Genomic DNA, 19,448 nt, shown 5'->3' on the forward strand with positions numbered 1-19,448 from the left:
CCGCTGAGCGGGTCGTTGGGGTACGGGCCGCACGCGCCAGATAACAGCGCGCCACGCAGGCCTCGTAAAGAGTAGTACGCGCCCGGCGCGGCGCAAGCGTGAAGGAGAGGGGGGCGTGCGCTAGCGCTTCAGGCGTTACGGCTGCTGTGGCCGCTCGCGGCAGTGCGAACTTTGACGGTCCGCCGTGAACGACCAGGAGGGCGCTGAGCTAGATCGAAACGTGTACTGCTAGGTACGGCACTCGTACCAGCCCTTCGTCCGGTTAACAATGCGCACGACCAGCAGCATGACCGGCACTTCGATCAGCACCCCGACGACGGTGGCCAGCGCCGCGCCGGAATGGAAACCGAACAGGCTGATCGCCGCCGCAACGGCCAGCTCGAAGAAGTTCGATGCGCCAATCAGGGCGGAGGGGCACGCAATGTTGTGCTTCTCGCCAACTGCCCGGTTAAGCCAGTACGCAAGCGCGGAGTTGAAGAACACCTGAATCAGGATCGGTACCGCCAGCAGGGCGATGACCAGCGGCTGCTTCAGGATCGCTTCGCCCTGGAACGCGAACAGCAACACCAGCGTCGCCAACAGCGCAGCGATAGACCATGGGCCGATCTTCGCCATTGCGGCATCGAACGCCGATTGGCCTTTCGCGAGCAGCGCCTTGCGCCAGATCTGCGCGAGGATCACAGGGATGACGATGTAGAGAGCGACCGATGTCAGCAGCGTCGCCCACGGCACCGTGATGGCGGACATGCCCAGCAGCAGCCCAACCAATGGCGCGAATGCGATGACCATGATGCTGTCGTTCACCGCGACTTGCGACAGCGTGAACAGCGGGTCGCCGCCCGTCAGCCGGCTCCACACGAACACCATCGCCGTGCACGGTGCAGCGGCCAGCAGGATCAGGCCCGCGATGTAGCTGTCGATCTGGTCCGCAGGCAGCATCGGCGCAAACAGGTGGCGAATGAAAAGCCAGCCGAGAAGCGCCATCGAGAACGGTTTGACGAGCCAGTTCACGACAAGCGTGACGCCAATACCTTTGACGTGCTGACGCACCTCATGCAACGCGCCAAAGTCGACCTTGACCAGCATCGGGATGATCATCACCCAGATCAACAGCCCGACCGGGAGGTTGACCTGCGCGTATTCCATCCGGCCGATCTGCTGGAACAGGCCAGGCAGCACCTGGCCGAGCACGATGCCGGCAACGATGCAGAGCGCCACCCAGACGGTTAGGTAGCGCTCGAAGAAATTGATGGCGGGCTTGGCAGCGGCCTGTGCTGGTGGCGCTACGTTGGATGCAGTCATTGGACAGGCTTCAGATCAGTTTTGCGAGATGCGTTCCAGCGCGGCCTGCAGCTCGGCATTGCTCATGCCATCGAGCGGCAGTGCCAATAGCTGCAACATGCGGTAGCCGATGGCCTGGCGTGTCAGCTCAAAGGCCTGGCGCTTGCCTTCGTCACCGCCCGTCGCATTGGACGGGTCGGCATAGCCCCAATGCACCTTCACGGGACTGCCGGGCCAGTATGGGCAGGTCTCGGCTGCGGCGCTGTCGCACACGGTAATGACGATGCGCATCTGCGGGGCGCCGTCTGCAACGAACTCGTCCCAACTCTTGCTGCGGTAGCCGGTGGTGTCGATGCCCGCGTTGGTGAGGGCTTCGAGTGCGAACGGGTTGAGGCGGCCGCTCGGTGCGCTGCCGGCGCTGTAGGCCCGGACGTCTTTGCCGAGTTGTTTGGCCCAGCGGTTGAGCATCCCTTCGCTCAGCACGCTGCGTGCGGAATTGTGGGTGCAGAGGATGAGGACGTTGGTGGTCATGGGTTCGATTCGCTGTCAGCAGCAGGACGAGCCGGCGTCGGATTTCACTGCGATACCGATCGGCTTACCTTTCGGGGCCCGTGGTGCGCAGCAGGCAGAACTTTCCGTCGCGGCTTCTTCCGTCTTGTCTTCGCGGAACACCGGGATGTTGCCGAGCGAATGGAAGTGCTCCCAGGCGATGCCCTGTGGGTCGGTAATCCAGTGCTTGTCGCTGCGGGCATAGCAGCAGGTGGTTTCGCCTTCGTCCAATAGGGCCATGTCTGCGGCTTCGGCGCGGGCCTTCAGTTCGGCCAGCTCGGCTGCGTCATCGACTTGGAAGCCGAGATGGTCCACGCCCGCGGCGCTGCCACGCGTCGAGATGGCGAAGTTGATGCGGGGGTCGTCCAGCATCCACTTGGCGTAATCGGTCTCCACGCGCGTCGGCTCGGCTGCAAACAGCTTGGAGTAGAAGGCGATGCTCTTGCTCAGGTCGTCAACGTGGACATGGACGTGAAATCGTTTCATGGGAATGCTCCTTCAGCACTTGCAGGCGGCGGCGTTTGGTTCCAGGCAGGCTTCGCCCTGACAGCAGTTGGCGGTCAGGAAGCCCAGCAGGTCGTTCATGTGGTCATAGGCCGCGCGGTAGATCAGGTTGCGGCCGTCGCGCTCCTGCGTCACCAGGCGCGCGGCTGTCAGTTCCTTGAGGTGGAATGACAACGTAGCGCCCGGCACGTCGAGCTGTTCGGCAATCGCGCCTGGCGTCAGACCTGTCGGCCCGGCAACCACCAGCATGCGGAACACTTGCAGGCGAATGCCGTGGGCGAGCGCGGCGAGGGATCGGATAGCGTCGTTTTCTTCCATATTTCCAATATATTCGAAATATAGGGCGACAGCAAGACGATCAGCCAGTTATGTCGGGAACAACTCGGGGAGCACTTGACGCTGTTGTGCGAGAGATCGGGCAAGCGCGTTCGGTGCCTGCATCACCAGTCGCCTGCCCTGCGTGCTGCTTTTGCCCACAACCCAGCCACGGGCTCGATGCCCGACAGAGGGTTTATAGGTTTACTTCTTTATGTATACAGATAGTAGTAGTAGATAACGGTGGATAAGTCCTGTGGATAAGCACCAAAAGCGCTTTGGCATCAAGGACTTGCAGAACGGACAACCCATCGGACAGTGTGTGCTGTTGCGTGGATGAGTCCGGGGGATCGTGTCTGACCCCTTCACCCTGGTGGGAAGTTGTTCCCGTGCTGTCTGCCCACTGACCCCGGAGAACCAACACGCTTGTCCCTGGAGTTATTCACAGGAGGAGGGAAGGTTATCCACAGCGGCGTTTTTGCAGCCCGACTAGTGCGGGTAATACTCCAGCTCGGCAATGCGCGCGCGGATTGCCTCCACGTTCAGCCCTTCGATATCGGGGCTCGCCATTGAGCCGCTGTCTGCGCGCCACGGTGCGTTGTCGGCCGTCCGCTGTGCATTTCGATAGGCCAGCCATGCACGTTGGGCGTTGCGGATGGCCTGGCGGGAGGCGGGGTCCGTCTTGCTCATGACCGCTTGATACAGCGTGTTCATCTGGCGGTCGTACGCCTGGTAGGCGGTGTGCGTGCACTCGGTCATACCGGCCGTCGTGCTGCCTCGCGGGCTCTTCAGGCATTGCTGGAGCGCGTCGTCGACGGGGTCGGCGGCCCATGCAGCCAAGGGGAGCAGCGCCGCCGCGAGTGACAGCGTAGTTACGAGGTTACGTAGACCAGGGCGGACCGGATGGCGTGTGTTGTTCGGCAGGTAAGTGCCTTGTGCCGGGCATCGTGCGCAGACAGAAAGGGCCATCGCATACCTCGTTTTGTTGTCGCTTCGGGGTTGCTTGCCATGGTAGGAAAAGTCTTGCCGTGCCGCACTGGCTGAATACCTGTCGAAGTCGCTCCAGGCCCGGCCAGCGCTCGATCCGTCGAACATCCGGGCCGGGAGGGGGACATTCTTTCTACCTTTGGATCTCACGCCAGCCGGACGACGGTGTCTTCCATGGAGCCTTCTGCCCAGATGTCTTTGTACTTTTCGAGCAAGGCGGCGTAGTCGCGATCCCCCAACAGTTTTTCGTTCACTTGCTGCATCTTGTCGAGACTGTCGGCATCGAAGTGCCAATGGATATTGCCGCCCCCAAACTGCTCGGCACCGAAGCGCATGTTGAGCGAATACGCCTTGTTAAGGTGGGCCGTGACCTCTGCCGCGAAAACCAATGCCGACGGCAGCGCCGCGGCATTCTTGACTGTAGCGGTGCGGATGAATCTGTACATGGTTGCTCTCCTATCAACGTGTCTGGAAACCGATGCGGCACGCCGACAGCAGAACATCGATGCTTTCATGGCCTCCGCTAGCCCATGTTAGGAGGCACCTTCATGCTTGCTTTGCTCTGGCTCAAGAACGATGGGCCCAGTTGAGCGGCCATCACGCCGGGGGCGTGCGCCGTTGGCGTGACGTTCTCGCGCGGTTGCGGTTCTCACCAACGATGCTTGCAAAGGCAGACGGATGAAAAGGGGAACACCAAAGAGCCGTGTGGTTGCCACGGTAGGAAAAGTCTTCCCGTGCCGCACTGGGCGCGAGATGAAAGCGGCCATGTGCGGAGAAAGCCCACCACACGGCCCAATTCCACAGCACAATCGCGCACACGCTCACCGCTGGTTCCCCAAGAGTTCATCCAATGACGCCAATTCGCGGCATCTCCACCATCGCCTTTGCCATCGCTCTGTTGCCCACGGCTGCGCATGCAGCCAGTTTTGATTGCGCCGCCGCGCGCAGCCCCATCGAGCACGCCATCTGCAATGACGCACAGCTCTCCGCCCTGGATAGCCAACTGGCCGATGTGTACCGCGCTGCGTTGAACAAGCGCGGCGCGGACACCGATGCGTTGAAGGCCGAGCAACGCGAATGGCTGAAACAGCGTGCGCCATCGGGCCAGATCGACGTGGCAGCGTTGAGGGAGGCGTACCGCACGCGCATTGACGAGGTGAAATCGCAACCCGTGTTTCCCGATCCGGGCGAGCGCGTGGATGGCCCGGTTTTCCCCCTGAAGGCGATCGCCAAGCAGCACGACTTTGTGCTGCGCATGCTCGAAGCCTGTCCGGCGGAAAGCAGCAACGAGGACACCACCTGCGAAGGGCCTGCCCAGTTGGTCATTCATGACAAGGGCCAGCGCGCCGTGCGTCAGGTCATCAACCTGCCGAAGGTGTTTGTCACGCTGCCCAAGGGGAAGAAGGTACCGCTCGTCAACTCGACGCGGCTCTATGACGACCAGGGCGTGATCAACGTTGGCGATTTCAACTTCGACGGCCAGGAAGACTTCGGCATCCAGACCGGCAACGAGAGCAGCTACGGTGGCCCCAGCTATGACATTTATCTGTTCAATGCGCAGGCGCAGCGCTTCGTACCCAACAGTGAGATGACGGGGCTCATTCTGGAAACGCTCGGGTTCTTTGAAGTGGATGCCAAGAACAAGCGTCTGCGCACGTGGGCGAAGAGCGGTTGCTGCTATCACGAGCACACGACGTACGCCGTCGAACACGATGTACCCGTCGCCGTTGAACGCCGCATTGATGACGCGCAGGGCGGCGGCGACAAGATGAAAGTCACCGTGGAAACGCTCGTCAATGGCAAATGGCGCAGCAAGGTGCATTACGAGCCGATGCCGAAGTGAACGCGCTCACCAACAACATCAACAGACATGAAACACGCCCGCCTGACCCCTCTGCTGTGCGCTGCTGGCCTGCTGCTTGCCGCGCAAACTCTCCACGCTGCTGAAGACGCCTGCACCGCCCAGGTGGACAGCGCAATCAAGCGGGCTTACCCCGCTGCAAAACGTGCAGACCGTGGTTACAAGGTCGGCAACGCGCGCATCCAATTATCGGAGGCGTTCAACCCGCACGCGGTGGTGTGCCGCACGTGGCCCGCGCATCCGGAACTCACGCTCATGGCCGTGCCGCTCATGCAGCAGGAAGACGCAGACGCGGGCACCAATGAAGGCGACCTTGAATTGTTCGTGATGGACACCGGCAACGGCAGCATCCGGCAACGTCTGCGCCTGCCTGCACGCATGTCGGACGATGCGGTGCGCATTCGGTCCGTCACGTTCGATACCGCGCGCTACGTGCTCGCGCCTGGGCAGATGGCATTCGGGGTGCGCATCGTCAAAGAGGGCAGCTCGCGGCCCAATCCGTTCAACGAAACCGATCTATGGCTCTACACCGTCCAGGGCAATCAATTGAAACCGGTGTTGAACGGCGTTGTCGTGGAAAGCGGCGGCGGTGAATGGGATACCAACTGCGCCGGCGCGTTCGAGCAAACCAAGCGCACGCTGAACATGGCATCGGACACCCACAACGGCTACGCCGATATCGCGGTGTCGGAAACCAAGTCCGGATCCACCAACACGGTCGACAAGGCCGGCGAATGCCAGACGCACGAAGCCAAGCCGCAGCGCACAACCTACCGGCTTGCGTATGACGGTAAGCAATACGTCGTGCCGAAGGCGCTGATGCCGTTGGATTGATAGGCAGACGTGGGCGAGTTGGCTACGCCCTCATCCTGGCGTCTACGCCTTCTCGCCTAGCCAACGGCTGATAACGCAAACGCGGCGCCCGTCCTATACCTACGGTGTTCGGCCATGCATGGCCGTGGCGGCTTTGTCGCGGCGCTTGCCCTGGCCATCACCCCGGAGGCAGATCATGCGCATGCTCGTCAACGTGCGGATTCCGCACGAACCCTTCAACACCTACGTGCGCGACGGCTCCATCGCCGAGCTGATTCCGCGCGTGATGGCCGAGAGCAAGCCCGAGGCCGTGTACTTCACCGAGCAGAACGGCCATCGCGGTGCGGTGCTCATCGTCAACGTGGAATCGGCTTCGCACATTCCCGCGCTGGCGGAGCCGTGGTTTCTGCTGTTCAACGCAGACTGTGAGTTCCGCATCGTGATGAGTGCGGAAGATTTGCAGAAAGCGGGGTTGGCGGAGATTGGTTCCAAGTGGAAATGAGGTCGCGCCTCGCGACGCTTATCCCCGCGCATTCCCTTGTGCGGTGCACCTGCGATTGCCGTTACGTTTGGTTGCACTGAAACGCACATCCTCATCTGCGCGTCCCTACAATCGGAGGAACCAAAAACCAGAAGGAGGAAGCAGATGACCCGAGCACAATGGATGGTGGCCGCCGCAATGGCCGCGCTGTGCACCGTTTCGCTGTCGGCGCAGGCCAAGGGCGGCAACGCCGGTGGTGGTTCCGCGGCGCATATGAGCAGCCAGGGCATGTCCAACACCAACGGCCCACGCAGCCTGGACCGCGATAAAGGCAAGGCGCGTGCGGCAGACCGTGCGCATCAGCATGGCAAATCCACGCAGCACAAGCACGCGGGCAAGGGCAAGTAAGCGCCGCTCAGCAGCAAAGAAAGAGCCGGTCACGCAGACCGGCTTCTTTGTTGCGCGAGCGCTAAGTCAAAGGCTCAGCAATTGCCCTTCTTTGCCTGTCCCGGCGGGCAGAAGCCGTTGCCCGGGCCGCCTTGCGGGCGCGCGACGGGGCCATCGTCGGGCAGATAGACGCAACCGCCCAGCAGCGATGCGCCCAAAGACAGGATGAGGATGATGTTCTTCATTGTGTTGTGAGGGGCGGCTTCGCCCCTTTCTCCCTGGTTAGAAACTGAAATTGACACCGGTCTGGTTGCCCGCCGAGACGTTGACCGCATTGCTCAGCGTGGTACCCGATGCACTGGTGGCCTGCACCGAATACTGACCCGCCGACGCCGACGCCGCCGACAACGCGATCGGCAGCGTCGCGCTGTATGTGCCGACCAACGGCGCAGCTGCAGGCAACGCCAGCGAGTACGCGCCGGTATCGAGGTTGGCATTGGTTGAGGTGATCTCGTACGACACCGAGCTGACCGTCTGCAGGGCGCGCAGCGTGGCCTGCGCTGACGCAGTGGCCGTGCCGGAGGCGGTATTGGTGGTGGAGGCCGGCAGCGTGATCGGCGCGCCCGTAGTGGAAACCGTGGTCGTGGTGCTGGCTGTGACGGGCACGGTGCGAATGATGCCCGTGGCATGGCCGGTCGGCAGTGCGTTGTCTACGATCACCACGTCATAAGCGCCATTGGTGCTGCTTTGCACCAGCGGCGACAGGACGAACTTGCCTGTGGCGTCCGCCACCGTGCCGCGAATGACCTGGCCGTTCTGCTCGGCATAGACCGTAGCGCCAGCCTGTGCGGCGGGCACGTAGCCGGTAATCGAACCGCTCACGACCGTGGGCGTTGCCGTGACGACAGGCTTGAGGCTGTAGCCGCCATTGCCCTGTTGCACGATGGATTTACAGGCATTGAAATCCAGCACCAGATCAACCAGCGTGTTGGCCTGCACCGTGAAGGGCTGGATGATCTTGTAGCCGCTCTGTGCGCCACTGGGAGTGGCCAGTGCCTGCTCGGTCGACGAGCCCGTGACCACCACGGAATTGGACAGCGTGTTGCCTTGGTTGGCGGATAACACCAGGCGCAACTGCTGATATTGCCCGGCTGGCAACGGCGCCGTACCGAGGTCAGTCAGCACGCCGTTGGTGAGCGCGAGCAGGTCGACCTTCTGAGGCGTGGCCAAGGCGATGTCGGTCCAGCCAGCGTCGGTGTCGGCCGCCGACGCGCTGGCGTGCACGCGCACCTTGTTGACGGTGACATAGACGTGATCAAAACCGCAGGACGGTGCGTCCGTCATCGAGACATGGAGGGTGCCCGTGCCGGCATCCGTGCCGCCGTCCCCGCCCCCGCACGCAGCGAAGAGGAACGGGAGGGGCAGCGCAATGAGGGCGTTCCGATAGGTTGTTTTCATGGTTATCTCCTCGGGTGGGGGGTGCCCGAAGCATAGTCCTGGCTCTGCCACGCACTTTGGGCAAAGTGCAACCAATCGTAACGCCGCTGGGGCGGGCGTGGTCTCACCCAATTGCGTTGCAAACGGTTGCGGAGCGCGGGAGATATTGCGGTCCCGCTCACGCATCAGCGGTGCATCAGCGGATACAGCGCCAAGCCCAGCAACGCTGCCCCCGCCACGATCACCGGCTCGGGTAGCTTCTTGAACTTCACCAGCAGCAACACCGTGGCCACGGCCAGCAGCGCCGTCGGCACATCGACGATGGAGCGCTTGGCCAGCACGATCACCGCGCCGGTAATGGCGCCCACGGCCGCTGCGGTAACGCCATCCACAAACGCGAGGATGGAGGGCAGCTTGCCGTATTTCTTGAAGTACGGCGCCGGCAGGATGGTGAAGAGGTAGCACGGCAGAAACGTGCCAAGCGCGGCCACGCATGCGCCGGGCACGCCCGCCACCAGGTAGCCGATAAAGCCGACGGTGATGACGACCGGGCCGGGCGTGATCATCGCCACGGCCACCGCGTCAACGAACTGCTTTTCGTTGAGCCAGTGGTGCTCCGTGACCACACCGCCGTAGAGAAATGGCACGATGGCCAGCCCCGAGCCGAATACGAACGCCCCGGCCTTGGCGAAGAACGCGCCAAGCTGCGAAAGCAGGGGCCAGTCGATCGCGCCCAGCAAACCGCTGGCCGCTGCGACGGGTGTGACGGCAACCGCGTTCATGCGGCCCTGGCGCAGCCACTTGGGCGGCGCACGCCAGAACCACACCAGCACGCCGGCCGCCAGAAACAGCCACGCGACCTCGGACTCCGTAACGACAGTCACCGCCGCCAGCAACAGGTAGATAGCCCACAGCAGCTTGTCTTTGCCGACACTCTTGGTGGTGAGCTTGTGCGCGCTGATGGCGATGATGCCGATCACTGCAGCGCCCACGCCGTAGAACACCGACTGCATCCACGTCAGCCCGCCAAAGCGCACATAGGCCCAGCCCAGCGCCACCACCATGAGAAACGAAGGCAGCACGAAGGCCATGCCGACCAGCGTGGCGCCAACGATGCGGTAGTGCACGTAGCCGAGGTAGATGGCCAGTTGCGCAGCGAGCGGCCCGGGCGCGAGCTGGGCGAGCGCAAGGCCTTCCTTGTAGTCCGCCTCGGTGATCCAGTGGCGTGCTTCAACGAGGTCGCGGCGCATGTAGCCGGCCAGCGCCACCGGGCCGCCAAAGCCCAGTGCGCCAAGCCGGAGGAAGTACAGCACCAGCTGCCGCAGCGTGTAGGAGGAGCGTTCAGGGGCAATGTTCATAAGCTACCTGCGATGGGTGACCGCGGTCATGCTTTCCGGCCGCCGGAAAAATGCACATACAACGAGTCGAGCACGGTGCCGATCTCTGCGAGCAGGGCATCGTCGTTCGCCACGCGCTTGCGGGCACCTGCCAGGATGGCTTCGAACCCGCCGGCTTCAGGCGTGGCCGCGCCGCCCACGTCGAGCGCATGCACCATGGCGCCCAGCCGCGCGAGCCCGGCGTCGTCATCGAGCCCAAAACTGGCGATGAGCACCTCAAACGAAACGCGCTCGCCAACATGCGTGAACGCTGCGCCGTCAAAGTCGAAGCCGAGCGCATCGGCAGGGCAATCGGCCGGGCTGTCGAGCCACAGGAACCGCGCGTGCGGATCGATGAAGCGCTGGATGAGCCACGCGCTGGCAACGCGGTCCACCCATAAATGCCGGCGTGTTGCCCACAGGCGGCCCTGGTATTGGGTTGGATCACGGCGCGGAATGCCGCCCGAAGCAGCGCGCGGTTCGCCCGCCGATTGCGTGGCTTCGACCGCCGCAGCAAAGTCGCGCCATTGCGCATCGGCGCGCACGGTCGCTTCGTTAGAGAAGAAATCGATTTTGCGGATGGCCTCGTAGGCGCGGGCATGGCGGCGCAGCAGCCGGTTGCGCTCGGCGGTGGGCAGGTCCGGCAGCGTCTTGCGCGCTTCAGACAACTCGGCCAGCCAGTCAGCGTAGTCGGGCGTGCGGTCGAACAAGGTGCGGTAGGCCGCGTCTTCCGCCGCGTCGCTGGCCTGCACGTGCAGTACCCAGGCCTGGCCGTCTTCCTGCAATGTCTCGTCTGCCAGGTCATTGAGCTGTGCGGCATGCTCGGCACGCGCGGGCAGCAGGTAGACGCCATCCCGCAGCGCTGCACAGCCGATCGCCTTGATGGCGCGCCAGATACGCATGCGCGCGGTGGCTCGGGCAGTCGGCAGGCTGACGATCAGGAGCAGCCAGGAATCGGGGGAGGCGGTCATGACGGCAGCATAGGCGCGCGTCATAACCGCTGCAATGTTGTAGAGGTTTCTACATCAGTGCGGCGGGAGGTTCATGGCTTTGGTCAGGAACGCTCTGACGTCGGCCTCTGCGCGCTGAGCCTGGTCCAGGTTGGCGCCGGTGGATACGCCCCGGACGGTGCAGCGCTTGTAGTCCGCCTCCATGGCCTGCAGGCTGGCGTATTTTTCGCCGGTCTGCAGGTGGTAGTACGCATCGTGCTGCACGTCGATCATCGTCTGCGGGCACCCGCGCGCCGTGGTCGCTCCGGGGAAGTACTTGAAGTACGCACGCGTGTTGTCGAAGTCGTGATACGCGCCGGGGTAGACGTGCACGTCAACGGCCTGCCCGTCACGCTGCATGACCTCCGCCGCATTGCGGCAGAGCTGCGCAGGCGTGTAGTCATCTTTCTCGCCCAACGCGAGCATGAGCGGGGCGCCAGTCAGCGGTGGCGGCGGGATCTCCCACCACAGCGCCGAGCACCCGGGGTAGAAGCCGATGAGCGCCGCAAACCGTGTGTCGTCATCGATGACACCTTTGCGGAATGCGTCGAGCGTCATGTCCAGTGCCACACCGCCGCCGCGTGAAAAACCGATCTGCCCGATGCGCTTCGGGTCGATACGCGGATCGGTGCTCAGCAGCTTAAGCGCGAACAGCGCATCGGCGTCGTTGGCGGCCGGGTTCAGCTGCGACTGGTTGTCCATCGTGTTGGTGATGCCGCGTGGGCCAAACGAGTCCACCACAAAGGCGGCCATGCCCATCTGGTTGAACAGCCGCACCCACCGGTCGACGTCTTTCTGCTGCGGCCCGGCAGAGCCATGCGAAATCACCATCGCAGGCACGCGGCCCTGCAGGGTCTCGGGCAGATACAACGTGCCCCAGATGGGCGTGGGCATCTTGTCGAACTTGCGATGCACCAGCTCCCATTTGCTCTTGGGGGTGATGCTGTTGAAGTGGATGCGGCCAGTTGGTTTTGCAGAGAGGTCGTTGACGATTTCCTGCGCTGATGCAGGTGCGGAGATCAGCGCGATGACGAAGATGCCAAGCATCAACACGCCGATTGCATTCCACCGCCACGCGCGCATGCACCAGGCGCCTTTTTCATCGCGCAAATCATCGCAGCTTCTCATTTGTTCTTTCAACAGCGGAGAAAGGGGCATCGCTGGAATCCTAGGTTGGTAGAGGTTCTTCGCTTCTTTCTTTATTGAATGGAAATAAAACGCGGCTCATTCGATGTTGGGAAGGAACACATTCTCAAATACCGTTGATTTTTACATTCTTTGTACATCGCTATTGATTGGCATTCCTAGAATCACGCCGTCCGCAACACTTTAAAAATAAATGCAGTGGGTCAAGTCGCGCGGACAGGGCTGATGCTCGCAGCGATGAGTTGGTCTGGCATGTGCACCGCTAAAGACGGGGCAGGTTCAGAGACAACCTTAGCGAGATGATCAGCCCACCGGGGAAGTTGGACTTCATCAAACCATCAAAGATAAGAAGGGGAAGTCTGCGCAAATCGCGCTACGTCTGTCCGGGGGGACAGACGTAGCGGCTTCTTTTCGCTGCGCGCGGACGCAAACGTATGTCTACGCCATTGTTCCAGCGCCGCCGCGGGCGGCTTCAGTTTGTCTCCATCGCGCTTGTTGCTTCGCCATTCGCCTTGTTTGGGGCGCTTGCGCATGCAGACTGCACCACCACCGGGCAGACCACCGTCTGCGATACGGCGGCACCCAACCCCGCCACATCCACCGTCGGCACCGGCAACGTGGCGGCAGAAGACAACCGCACGGTGACAGTGCAGAACGGCAGCACGCTGGCGGTGGGTGACACCAGCGCTATTGCCCTGCGCGACAACGCCAACATCACGGTGCAAACCGGCGGCACGGTCAGCGCAAACGCGGTGTCGAACTCCGGCTTTTACGGTACGGGCGGCAACGCGATCGACTTCCGCAACAACAGCACGCTCACGGTGCAGCAAGGCGCGCAGGTGCTGGCCAACGGCACACAGTTGAGCGGAGAGGCTGTCAACCCGGAAGGCACGGGCAACACCATCGTCAATGACGGCCTGATCAAATCGGCGCACGGCGCGGCGATCTGGTTCCAGAACACTTCGGGCGGCAACACGGTCATCAACAACGCCACGGGGACGATCCAGACGGACGTGGCTGGTGGCAATGTGATGGGCGCGTCGGGCAACGGGTCAGTCGACTTCACCAACCGTGGCAAGGTGATCGGCAACCTGATCTTTGCGGGCGGCAATGATGCCTTGCACTTCTATACCGGCTCGTCGGTGAGCGGCAGCATCAACGGCGGCGGCGGTGCCAACGTCATCACGCTCAACGGCACCGACAGCGCGACGCTGGGCACCATCACCAACTTCCAGACGCTGCAGAAGCAGGACAGCGGCACGTGGACGCTGTCCAAGACGCTCGCCAGCATGGGCGTGACCAATGCGGAGGTGCAGCAAGGCACGCTGATCCTGCAAGGCAACAACGGCACCTACACCGGCACGATGCAGGTGGACGCCGGGGGCACGCTGCAAGGCGACGCGCTGAGCGTGACGAAGGCCGTGACGAACAACGGCCTCGTGCGCTTCCAGCAGGACGTGGATGGCAGCTATGCCGGCCAGATCGTCGGCGCAGGTGCGCTGGAGAAAACCGGCACGGGCACGCTCACGCTCGGTGCAGGCAATACGTACAGCGGCGGCACGACCATTACGCAAGGCACGCTCGCCATCGGTGCGGATAGCGCATTGGGCAGCACCACGGGCGGCCTGACGTTCAACGGCGGCACGCTGCAACTGACGGGCAATGTGGATGTGGCCGCCACGCGCGCCGTCAGCATCACCAATGCCAACGGCACGATTGACACCCAGGGCTTTACGTCGACCCTGAGCCAGGGCATTTCGGGTGCGGGGGCGCTCACCAAGGCCGGCAGCGGCACGCTGGTGCTGGCGGGCGACAACACGTACCAGGGCGGTACCACCATCGCCACCGGTACGCTGCAACTCGGCAATGGCGGCACGTCGGGCAGCATCGTGGGCGACGTGGCCAACAACGGCACGCTGGCCTTCAACCGATCCGATACGTACACGTATGGTGGTCAGGTCTCCGGCACGGGCGCGGTCAACCAGAGCGGCACCGGCACGACGGTACTGACGGCAGATCACACCTATTCGGGCGGCACGACCATCTCTGCGGGGACGTTGCAACTCGGTAACGGTGGCACGTCGGGCTCGATCCTGGGCAATGTGGTGGACAACGGCACACTGACGTTCAACCGATCGGACGTGTTCACCTTCGGTGGCACCGTCTCCGGCACGGGCGGCATCACGCAGGCCGGCACGGGCACGACCGTGCTCACCGCCAACAACGCGATCCGGGGCGACACGCTGGTCGCCAGCGGGGCGCTGGCCATCGGCGACGCGACACACGCCAGTGCCGCGCTCGGCATGTCGGCCGCCAATGCGCCGCAGAGCCTGCGGCCGATGGCGGGCGCCAGCGGCAACAATGTCCAGATCGCGGCCAACGCCACGCTGGGCGGCTACGGCACAGTGAACGGTGCCGTCACCAACAACGGCACGGTGGCCGTGGCCGATGCGCTGGCGGCGTTTGCCAACGCTGGCGGCGGCAGCCTGACGATCAACGGGTCGCTGAATAACGCCGGCACGGTGCAGGTTGGTGGCGCAGGCGTCGGCAACAAGCTGGTGGTCAACGGCAACTACGTCGGCAATGGCGGCGTGCTGGCCATCAACACCAAGCTGGGCACCGACAACTCGCCGACAGACAAGCTCGTCATCTCGGGCGGCACGGCAAGCGGCAATACGGCGGTGCGCGTCACCAATGCCGGCGGCGCCGGTGCGCGAACCACGGGTGATGGCATCGAAGTCGTCAGCGCCATCAATGGCGCGTCCACGCAGGCCAATGCCTTCGCACTCGCCAACCGTGTCGTCGCCGGCCCGTACGAATACACGCTGCAACGCGGTGGCTCAGCCAGTGCGGACAGCTGGTATCTGCGCACTCTGCAAACAGCAACCGAGGGCACCAGCGGCGCTGGCACTGGCACCACGCAAGCGGCATTGCGTCCGGAAGTCTCGCTCTACACCGCCATTCCTTCGCTGACCTTGCTGTACGGCCGCACGCTGCTCGATACGCTGCACGAACGCGTGGGTGAAGAGAGCAATCAGCCCACCGCACCGGCAGGCACATCCCCCGTGCTGCGCACCGGCTGGGCACGCGTGATCGCGCAGAAGGGCAGCCGCATGTCGGATGGCAACGGTATCTACGGTAACCAGGGCCCGGCGTTCAGCTACGACTTCGGCGGCGTGCAGGTCGGTGCCGATGTCTACCAGCGCCAGCGCGAAGACGGCAGCCACGACCATGCCGGCGGCTACTTCGCCACCGGCCGCATCGCGGCAGACGTGACGCACGCCGACGGCGCAGATGCCGGCCGCGACACCGTCAACGCCAACACGGTCGGCCTGTATTGGACGCACTTCGGTCCGTCAGGCTGGTATCTGGATGGCGTGGTGCAGGGCACGCGCTACGACGCCGATGCCTCGCCGCATGGCGTGAACGGCCTGAAGACGCATGCGCTCGGTTACGCCGCATCGCTCGAGGCGGGCTACCCGATCGCGCTGTCGCAGCAATGGCGTGTCGAGCCGCAAGCGCAGCTCGTGTATCAGCGTGCCGCGTTTGCCGATGCCAACGACGGTGCCGCCGATGTGCGCTTCAACTCGGTGAACTCGATGCTCGGCCGCCTGGGCGTGCGCGTGAGCAAGCGCTGGGGTGAATCGCCGGAACGTCAGCACACCGCGTGGCTGCGTGCGAATGTGTGGCATGAGTTCCGCGGTGAGACGGGCACGCAGATGTCGTCGCCGGACGGTGGCTTCGTGCCGTTCACGTCGCAACTGCCGAGCACGACGCTGGAGCTGACGGGCGGGCTCACGGCGCAGGTGGCGAAGAACGGCGTGTTCTATGCCAGCCTCGGCTACCAGGTCAGCGCGGACCGTCGCCTGCATGGCGTGAACGGCAAGGCTGGGGTGCGCTGGGGTTGGTAATGTGACATCGCTGATCCAGCCTGTGAAATAGAAAGAGCCGCATCAAGCGGCTCTTTTTTCTTAAACAGCAGCGCACGCTTACGCCGCGTTATCCCCACCTTCCTGCGCCTCCCGCTCTTCGCGTTCCTCGCGCTCTTCACGGGGCAGGGTCAGCATGCCGGTGTTGTAGACGTACTCATACACCTCGCCGTAGCGGCCCCATTCAATGCCGATCTTGAGCACGCGTTCGGCTTCTTCGGGCTTGAGGTACGCCTCCAGTTCGCGCAGCACATGTTCTTCGCGGATCTCGCCGTCTTCGTTGGCGTCCAGCTCGGCGCGAATGTGCGCGGCCAGGGCCACGCGCTCCAGCAGCTTTTGGCCGAACAGCACCTTGCGCTCGGGCGGTTCGGTTTCCATGTAGGTCTTGCCGAACGGGGTGACGATGATGTCGCCGCGCTCGATGGTGGCCAGTTGCAGCAGGGCCAGCGCTTCGCACGCGGGCAGCAGGTCGTCGTCGGTCACGCCGGCTTCTTCTGCCAGGTGCGGCAGGTCGGCACGGCCGTTGAACGGCGCTTCGACCAGCAGGTCGAGAATGGCCTCCATCTGGCCGATTTCGGCATCGGGCAGACGGTAGGCAAGCTGCTCGGCCGCAGGCTCCACGCCCACATGCACGCCCACACGCTCCGGCGAGGTCATCAGGCCGTACACCTCGTCGATGAGGTTGCGCACGGCGGCGGAGTCACGGTTGCGCGGGCGCGGGAACGGCACGCGCACCTCGGCACGGATGCGCCCCGGATCGCTCGACAGGATGACGATGCGGTCGGCCATCATCACCGCCTCTTCAATGTTGTGCGAGACGATGAGGATGCTCTTGATGTTGGTGCGGCGGCCTTCCCACAGGTCGAGCATTTCGTCGCGCAGGTTCTCGCCGGTCAGCACGTCGAGCGCTGAAAACGCTTCATCCATCAGCAGCAGGTCGGGCTCGGTCACCAGCGCGCGCGCAATGCCCACACGCTGGCGCATGCCGCCGGAGAGTTCGCGCGGTAGGGCGCTGTTGAAACCCGACAGGCCGATCAGGTCGATGGCCTGTTCAGCGCGCTCTTCGCGCTCCGCCTTGGCCACGCCTTGCGCTTCCAGGCCCAGCTCGACGTTCTGCTGCACCGTCAGCCACGGAAACAGCGCAAACGACTGGAACACCATCGCGATGCCCTGCACGGGGCCGGCGTATTCGCGCCCACGGAACAGCACCTGGCCACGATCGGCGCGCACCAGGCCCGCCATGATGCGCAGCAGCGTCGATTTGCCCGAGCCCGATTTGCCCAGCATGGCGACGATCTCGCCCTGGCGCAGGTTGAGGTCCACGCCTTCGAGCACGGCGCGGTCGGTGTGGTCTGCGGTGCGGAAGATCTTCGAGACGCCGCGCAGCTCCATGACGCTTTCAGCGCTCTGGCTATGGGTGCTGGTGGTAACCATGTGTGTTCTCAGCTGAAAAGTCGTCGTCGTTACAGGCGGGTGCGCTCTTGCGCGATGTCGTACAGGCGGTTCCACAGCAGCCGGTTGAAGCCGACCACGAACAGGCTCATCACGGCAATTCCGAGAGCAATGCGCGGGAAGTCGCCCTTCGATGTCATCTCGGCGATGTAGCTGCCCAGGCCCGTTGCCACCAGCGTGCGGTCGCCCCAGGACACGTATTCGGAGACGATGCTGGCGTTCCACGAACCGCCGGCGGCCGTCACCAGGCCCGTCAGCAGATTGGGGAACACGGCGGGAATGAGGAAGCGCTTCCATAGCAGCCAGCCGCGCAGGCCGAAGTTGCGGGCGGCCAGTTTCAGCTCGGTCGGGATGGCCGACGCGCCGGCAATCACGTTGAAGAGGATGTACCACTGCGTGCCGAAAATCATCAGCGGGCTCAACCAGATTTCGGGGTTGAGCGCGAAGCGCGCGATCAGCATGACCGCCAGCGGGAACATCAGGTTGGCCGGGAACGCCGCCAGGAACTGTGCCACCGGCTGGGCGATGCGTGCCACGTTCGGGTTCAGGCCGATGCGGATGCCGATCGGCACCCACACCAGGGCTGCCAGGGCAATCAGCAGGATCACGCGCACCATGGTCAGGAAGCCGAGCCAGAAGACGTGGCCGACCTCGGCCCAGCCCACCTCGGAACGCACGAATTGCAGCACGTGCGCCACGGCCACCAGCGCGGCCAGGATGATGACGACATCAGCGATGCGGTGCGACCACGGGAAGCGCGGCAGAAACCCGCTGCCGCCGACAGCTGTAGGCCGCGTGCGCTCGGCACCCCAGGACAGCGTGCGCTCGGCCATCGCGGCGGTGCGCTCGAGCAGCGCCTTGACCCACTCGGAGCGGCGCAGCAGGTCGAGCAGCCACGATTGCGGTTCGCGCTCTGACGACATCGTGTCGAAGCGGAAGCGGTCTGCCCAGGCAATCAGCGGGCGGAACAGCAGTTGGTCGTACAGGATGATGCCGATCAGCATGGCCAGGATGGCCCAGCCGATGGCCGGCAGGTTCTGCTGCTGGATCGCCAGCGAGATGTACGAACCGATGCCCGGCAGCTTGATGTCGTGGCCCGACACCGAGATGGCTTCGGATGCCACCACGAAGAACCAGCCGCCCGACATCGACATCATCATGTTCCACAGCAGGCCTGGCATGGCGAACGGCACTTCCAGGCGCCAGAAGCGCTGCCACTTGGACAGCCGGAACACCGTGGCGGCCTCTTCCAGGTCGGTCGGGATGGTGCGAAACGATTGGTACAACGAGAACGCCATGTTCCACGCCTGCGACGTGAAGATGGCGAAGATGGCCGCGCATTCCACGCCCACCAGGTTGCCCGGGAACAGCGCAATGAAACCCGTGACCGTGATCGACAGGAAACCCAGCACCGGAATCGATTGCAGGATGTCCAGCGCCGGCACCATCACCTTCTCGGCCGTGCGGTTCTTGGAAGCAATGGCGGCAAACGCAAACGAGAACGCCAGCGACGCGCCCAGCGCCAGCAGCATGCGGATGCTGGTGCGCAGCAGGTAATACGGCAGCTCAATGACGTCCAGGCTCACGTCGAGCTGTTCGCCAGGCGTGTAGGGCACGTTCATCTGCTTGGCGGCATAGGCCACGAGCAAGATGGCCGCCAGGATGATCGGCAGCAGCGCCAGGTCAAACCGGTTGGGCGGCGCAGTCAGCAGGTGGCCGAAGTTGACGCCAAAGTTGGTACCGAAGGTGGTACCCAAGCGGCCCCGGATGGTGGTTTCGTTGTCGTTTTGCTGCATCTTGGATAACCGGGACGGAAACCGCGGACGAAATTCGGGCGCCTCAAGGCCTGGGGCCGAGGCGCGATACATGGCGTGCGGGGCGGGGCGCAGTGCTTTGCACAAGCGTTGCTTGGCACCCGGCGGCAAGCCGCCTAGTTTACCT

General features: G+C 63.6%; 18 protein-coding genes. 5 read left to right on the plus strand and 13 right to left on the minus strand.

Going from position 1 to position 19,448, the window contains the following annotated elements; all coding sequences use genetic code 11:
- Window positions 1-228 precede the first annotated feature (228 nt).
- The 6 genes from arsB to ACCD03_RS12365 all read right to left on the minus strand — a co-directional run bounded on the left by arsB (window position 229) and on the right by ACCD03_RS12365 (window position 4,082).
- The gene (gene arsB / locus ACCD03_RS12340) at window positions 229-1,302 is read right to left on the minus strand and encodes an ACR3 family arsenite efflux transporter (RefSeq protein WP_413411785.1); all 1,074 of its coding nucleotides are present in this window, start codon (window positions 1,300-1,302) and stop codon (window positions 229-231) included.
- A gap of 15 nt (window positions 1,303-1,317) precedes the next feature.
- Window positions 1,318-1,812 (minus strand): arsenate reductase ArsC, encoded by a 495-nt coding sequence (locus ACCD03_RS12345; protein WP_413411786.1) that lies wholly within the window; start codon window positions 1,810-1,812, stop codon window positions 1,318-1,320.
- A 15-nt stretch (window positions 1,813-1,827) separates the two neighbouring features.
- On the minus strand, window positions 1,828-2,316 hold the full coding sequence (locus ACCD03_RS12350) for an ArsI/CadI family heavy metal resistance metalloenzyme (RefSeq protein WP_413411787.1): 489 nt from the start codon (window positions 2,314-2,316) through the stop codon (window positions 1,828-1,830).
- 12 nt (window positions 2,317-2,328) lie between these two features.
- Complete coding sequence (locus ACCD03_RS12355; RefSeq protein ID WP_413411788.1) at window positions 2,329-2,652, minus strand: ArsR/SmtB family transcription factor; 324 nt, start codon at window positions 2,650-2,652, stop codon at window positions 2,329-2,331.
- A 486-nt stretch (window positions 2,653-3,138) separates the two neighbouring features.
- Complete coding sequence (locus ACCD03_RS12360) at window positions 3,139-3,618, minus strand: lysozyme inhibitor LprI family protein (RefSeq protein WP_413411789.1); 480 nt, start codon at window positions 3,616-3,618, stop codon at window positions 3,139-3,141.
- 164 nt (window positions 3,619-3,782) lie between these two features.
- Window positions 3,783-4,082 carry a hypothetical protein gene (locus ACCD03_RS12365; RefSeq protein WP_413411790.1) on the minus strand — a complete coding sequence of 100 codons (300 nt, stop codon included), beginning with the start codon at window positions 4,080-4,082 and terminating at the stop codon, window positions 3,783-3,785.
- 404 nt (window positions 4,083-4,486) lie between these two features.
- Here ACCD03_RS12365 and ACCD03_RS12370 point away from each other — a divergent pair, with 404 nt between their 5' ends.
- The 4 genes from ACCD03_RS12370 to ACCD03_RS12385 all read left to right on the plus strand — a co-directional run bounded on the left by ACCD03_RS12370 (window position 4,487) and on the right by ACCD03_RS12385 (window position 7,199).
- A complete protein-coding gene (locus ACCD03_RS12370) occupies window positions 4,487-5,479 on the plus strand; it encodes a lysozyme inhibitor LprI family protein (protein WP_413411791.1) in 993 nt (330 codons plus the stop codon).
- Between the two features lie 27 nt (window positions 5,480-5,506).
- The gene (locus tag ACCD03_RS12375; RefSeq protein WP_413411792.1) at window positions 5,507-6,331 is read left to right on the plus strand and encodes a hypothetical protein; all 825 of its coding nucleotides are present in this window, start codon (window positions 5,507-5,509) and stop codon (window positions 6,329-6,331) included.
- A 175-nt stretch (window positions 6,332-6,506) separates the two neighbouring features.
- Entirely contained in the window at window positions 6,507-6,812 is a 306-nt protein-coding gene (locus ACCD03_RS12380) for a panthothenate synthetase (RefSeq protein ID WP_343660272.1), read from the plus strand.
- A gap of 144 nt (window positions 6,813-6,956) precedes the next feature.
- Window positions 6,957-7,199, plus strand: a complete 243-nt coding sequence (locus tag ACCD03_RS12385) for a hypothetical protein (RefSeq protein ID WP_343660273.1) — start codon at window positions 6,957-6,959, stop codon at window positions 7,197-7,199.
- A gap of 74 nt (window positions 7,200-7,273) precedes the next feature.
- Here ACCD03_RS12385 and ACCD03_RS12390 read toward each other — a convergent pair whose 3' ends face one another.
- The 5 genes from ACCD03_RS12390 to ACCD03_RS12410 all read right to left on the minus strand — a co-directional run bounded on the left by ACCD03_RS12390 (window position 7,274) and on the right by ACCD03_RS12410 (window position 12,027).
- Window positions 7,274-7,423: a hypothetical protein gene (locus ACCD03_RS12390; protein ID WP_296225955.1), complete on the minus strand. Its 150-nt coding sequence runs from the start codon at window positions 7,421-7,423 to the stop codon at window positions 7,274-7,276.
- 37 nt (window positions 7,424-7,460) lie between these two features.
- Window positions 7,461-8,636: a DUF4382 domain-containing protein gene (locus tag ACCD03_RS12395; protein WP_413411793.1), complete on the minus strand. Its 1,176-nt coding sequence runs from the start codon at window positions 8,634-8,636 to the stop codon at window positions 7,461-7,463.
- A gap of 164 nt (window positions 8,637-8,800) precedes the next feature.
- Window positions 8,801-9,973: a chromate transporter gene (locus tag ACCD03_RS12400; RefSeq protein WP_413411795.1), complete on the minus strand. Its 1,173-nt coding sequence runs from the start codon at window positions 9,971-9,973 to the stop codon at window positions 8,801-8,803.
- 26 nt (window positions 9,974-9,999) lie between these two features.
- Complete coding sequence (locus ACCD03_RS12405; RefSeq protein ID WP_413411851.1) at window positions 10,000-10,962, minus strand: chromate resistance protein ChrB domain-containing protein; 963 nt, start codon at window positions 10,960-10,962, stop codon at window positions 10,000-10,002.
- Between the two features lie 54 nt (window positions 10,963-11,016).
- Window positions 11,017-12,027, minus strand: coding sequence for a dienelactone hydrolase family protein (locus tag ACCD03_RS12410; RefSeq protein WP_413411852.1), 1,011 nt, complete (start codon window positions 12,025-12,027; stop codon window positions 11,017-11,019).
- A 533-nt stretch (window positions 12,028-12,560) separates the two neighbouring features.
- Here ACCD03_RS12410 and ACCD03_RS12415 point away from each other — a divergent pair.
- A complete protein-coding gene (locus ACCD03_RS12415; RefSeq protein ID WP_413411796.1) occupies window positions 12,561-16,037 on the plus strand; it encodes an autotransporter outer membrane beta-barrel domain-containing protein in 3,477 nt (1,158 codons plus the stop codon).
- Window positions 16,038-16,115: 78 nt separating this feature from the next.
- Here ACCD03_RS12415 and ACCD03_RS12420 read toward each other — a convergent pair whose 3' ends face one another.
- Window positions 16,116-17,489: a nitrate/sulfonate/bicarbonate ABC transporter ATP-binding protein gene (locus tag ACCD03_RS12420; protein ID WP_024977182.1), complete on the minus strand. Its 1,374-nt coding sequence runs from the start codon at window positions 17,487-17,489 to the stop codon at window positions 16,116-16,118.
- A 29-nt stretch (window positions 17,490-17,518) separates the two neighbouring features.
- On the minus strand, window positions 17,519-19,303 hold the full coding sequence (locus ACCD03_RS12425) for an ABC transporter permease (RefSeq protein WP_253535780.1): 1,785 nt from the start codon (window positions 19,301-19,303) through the stop codon (window positions 17,519-17,521).
- Between the last annotated feature and the right edge of the window lie 145 nt (window positions 19,304-19,448).

Source organism: Ralstonia sp. Ralssp135, assembly GCF_047304345.1.
GTDB classification, from domain to species: Bacteria; Pseudomonadota; Gammaproteobacteria; order Burkholderiales; family Burkholderiaceae; genus Ralstonia; species Ralstonia chuxiongensis.

Coding starts and splice junctions, on each gene's coding strand:
- arsB (WP_413411785.1), bottom strand. CDS start 1,302: ATGACTGCATCCAACGTAGCGCCACCAGCACAGGCCGCTGCCAAGCCC.
- ACCD03_RS12345 (WP_413411786.1), bottom strand. CDS start 1,812: ATGACCACCAACGTCCTCATCCTCTGCACCCACAATTCCGCACGCAGC.
- ACCD03_RS12350 (WP_413411787.1), bottom strand. CDS start 2,316: ATGAAACGATTTCACGTCCATGTCCACGTTGACGACCTGAGCAAGAGC.
- ACCD03_RS12355 (WP_413411788.1), bottom strand. CDS start 2,652: ATGGAAGAAAACGACGCTATCCGATCCCTCGCCGCGCTCGCCCACGGC.
- ACCD03_RS12360 (WP_413411789.1), bottom strand. CDS start 3,618: ATGGCCCTTTCTGTCTGCGCACGATGCCCGGCACAAGGCACTTACCTG.
- ACCD03_RS12365 (WP_413411790.1), bottom strand. CDS start 4,082: ATGTACAGATTCATCCGCACCGCTACAGTCAAGAATGCCGCGGCGCTG.
- ACCD03_RS12370 (WP_413411791.1), top strand. CDS start 4,487: ATGACGCCAATTCGCGGCATCTCCACCATCGCCTTTGCCATCGCTCTG.
- ACCD03_RS12375 (WP_413411792.1), top strand. CDS start 5,507: ATGAAACACGCCCGCCTGACCCCTCTGCTGTGCGCTGCTGGCCTGCTG.
- ACCD03_RS12380 (WP_343660272.1), top strand. CDS start 6,507: ATGCGCATGCTCGTCAACGTGCGGATTCCGCACGAACCCTTCAACACC.
- ACCD03_RS12385 (WP_343660273.1), top strand. CDS start 6,957: ATGACCCGAGCACAATGGATGGTGGCCGCCGCAATGGCCGCGCTGTGC.
- ACCD03_RS12390 (WP_296225955.1), bottom strand. CDS start 7,423: ATGAAGAACATCATCCTCATCCTGTCTTTGGGCGCATCGCTGCTGGGC.
- ACCD03_RS12395 (WP_413411793.1), bottom strand. CDS start 8,636: ATGAAAACAACCTATCGGAACGCCCTCATTGCGCTGCCCCTCCCGTTC.
- ACCD03_RS12400 (WP_413411795.1), bottom strand. CDS start 9,973: ATGAACATTGCCCCTGAACGCTCCTCCTACACGCTGCGGCAGCTGGTG.
- ACCD03_RS12405 (WP_413411851.1), bottom strand. CDS start 10,962: ATGACCGCCTCCCCCGATTCCTGGCTGCTCCTGATCGTCAGCCTGCCG.
- ACCD03_RS12410 (WP_413411852.1), bottom strand. CDS start 12,027: ATGCTTGGCATCTTCGTCATCGCGCTGATCTCCGCACCTGCATCAGCG.
- ACCD03_RS12415 (WP_413411796.1), top strand. CDS start 12,561: ATGTCTACGCCATTGTTCCAGCGCCGCCGCGGGCGGCTTCAGTTTGTC.
- ACCD03_RS12420 (WP_024977182.1), bottom strand. CDS start 17,489: ATGGTTACCACCAGCACCCATAGCCAGAGCGCTGAAAGCGTCATGGAG.
- ACCD03_RS12425 (WP_253535780.1), bottom strand. CDS start 19,303: ATGCAGCAAAACGACAACGAAACCACCATCCGGGGCCGCTTGGGTACC.